Source organism: Roseivivax sediminis, from assembly GCF_900112685.1.
Classification (GTDB): Bacteria; Pseudomonadota; Alphaproteobacteria; order Rhodobacterales; family Rhodobacteraceae; genus Roseivivax; species Roseivivax sediminis.
In genome coordinates this window covers 1-1,953 of record NZ_FOMS01000033.1, presented here as the reverse complement: position 1 = coordinate 1,953, position 1,953 = coordinate 1, and the positions used below count along the sequence as shown (strand labels likewise).

General features: G+C 62.5%; 1 protein-coding gene and 1 pseudogene. One reads left to right on the top strand and one right to left on the bottom strand.

The window, feature by feature from the left end:
* Positions 1-146 precede the first annotated feature (146 nt).
* Positions 147-1,517, bottom strand: a complete 1,371-nt coding sequence (locus F3H57_RS22015) for a DUF2252 domain-containing protein (RefSeq protein ID WP_223163202.1) — start codon at positions 1,515-1,517, stop codon at positions 147-149.
* A gap of 213 nt (positions 1,518-1,730) precedes the next feature.
* On the opposite strand from F3H57_RS22015, the pseudogene F3H57_RS22710 reads away from it, so the two are divergent.
* Positions 1,731-1,859, top strand: a pseudogene (locus F3H57_RS22710) (IS3 family transposase); the annotation flags it as partial.
* Positions 1,860-1,953 lie beyond the last annotated feature (94 nt).

Below are 1,953 nucleotides of genomic sequence, written 5' to 3'. Positions count from 1 at the left end.
CCACCACGAGCGCGCTCTTGCGCTTCGCGGTCCATCGCTTGATCCCATCTTCCATCGTCACACTCATCGCTACCTTCCTCGTTGTAGCATGAGCACGTTGTCACTGGGTCGATACATCGGCGACAACCCCAGGGCCACCCGACTGCCTAGCGATAGACCATGTCGATACTGTCGAAGGCGCCCAGCTTGAAATCCTCGATGAAACCGAGGTGGTCTTGCTTCAGCCTGTCGGCCGTTTCCACGGTAAAGTGCAGAAGATCCTCGACGAACAGCTTGCGCGGCTCGCAGGCCGCGATGATCGAAGGCTCCACGTCGTAGTCGACCTTGCCAAGATCGTCCGAAAGCGCATGAGCCTGCGCCAGCGCCTGGCCGCAGACATGGGCATACTCGCGCCACGTCTTCTTGGACAACTCGTCGAGGTCGATGTCGTCGCGGAAAGGGGCGCGTTCCCGGCTCATGTAACTCTCGCCCCAGATCTTCACCGACCCGAAGAAAACGTCGCCGTGGGCGAGCTGCACCTGCTGGCCGTGGGCAATGCGGTCGCCCTTGTCGCCGGCGTGGAAATCGGTCGGAGGTGTAAGGCCGGAAAGCGCCGAGTTGCGCGCCTTCTTGAACTCCACGATCAGGTCGTCGGTGGCGTTCTTCGACGGGCCCTCGATCAGCACGTAGTACCGCGGAAGACCGAGCGACGAGGTTCCCTGTCCGTGGCGCACGCAGACATCCTTGACGCGCAGATCGGGCGATCTGTCGGGCACGTCGAGCTTGTTCGCCTTGGCAAGGTCGTTCACCGCCTTCTGGAAGGTTTCGATCTCCGATGAGATGGGCTGCAACTCGTCGTCGGCGCGGAACCCTTTGCCCGAGGGCTTGAGGTAATCGTCCCAGAGCCAGGTCTTGCGCTCTTCCCAGGCTTCCTCGAACAGACGCTGGATGACCCTGGGGGAGTTGTCCATACGGAAGGCATCGGCCTTCTCGGTCTCCTTGGAGGCGTATTGCTCCATCTCCTCCAGGTAGCCGTTGACGAAGGCCCGGACGATCTTGCGCCGCTGCTTGCGGCTGAGATCGCCCTCTTCCTTCGCACCGACCCAGAAGCCGACGGCGGCGCGCTTCATGTCCCAGGTGAAGGGGGCATAGATCGCCTCGTCGAAGTCGTTGACCGAGAAGATCGGCACGCCGTCGCGGTTGGGCATGACGCCGAAATTCTCCGGATGCACGTCGCCCAAGGCCAGGACGGTCGGCATGTGGGCGTCCGAGCCGACCATGTCGCGGTAGAAAAGAAGCTGGGTCCCGCGAAAGAAGCTGAACCGGGAACTCGCGAGCTTCTCGAACTTCTTGCGGGCGCCGTGGGACTGCGCCTCGATCCGGTTCTGGTGATCTTCGCGGAGGGTGGAGCGGACGTGATGGCGTCGGTCCAGCCCGGTCAGAAACCGCGGCGGCACGATCTGCGCGCCCTCGGCGATGTGCGTCGCGAGATTGCGGAACGACTCGACCCTGCCGTCCGATTTCACGACTGGCTGCATGACGGTTTCATCGCCTTTCGCCCGGGTCTGGTTTCTGGTCTTTCCAGGTGCGGATTTGGTCTTCGCGGATTTTTTGGTGTCAGCCATGCTGGGCGAACACGCCGAACACGGAGAGTGTTCCGACCGGGCGCTTATTCGGCGCTGCGAGGAAGTGAAGCGATGACCGGCGCTTTCGACACGGCCATGACCCTCGTTGCAGGTGGCTCGTGCCGTCGGCGACGAAAGTCCCGCCGACGGCTTGCGGTGGCGAGAACACCGATCCCGCTGGCGACTGTTCCGAACAGCCGCTGGTCCGTCGACTTCGTTCACGACCAGTTCGCCAATGCCCAGCGCTTCCGGGTGGCTTTGTTGGGCAAAGGCGGGGTGAGGGATTCATCTCGTGAATCCAGCGTGGTAGCTGGTCTGCATGAGCAGACCTACGCCGCCGAGCTACAAG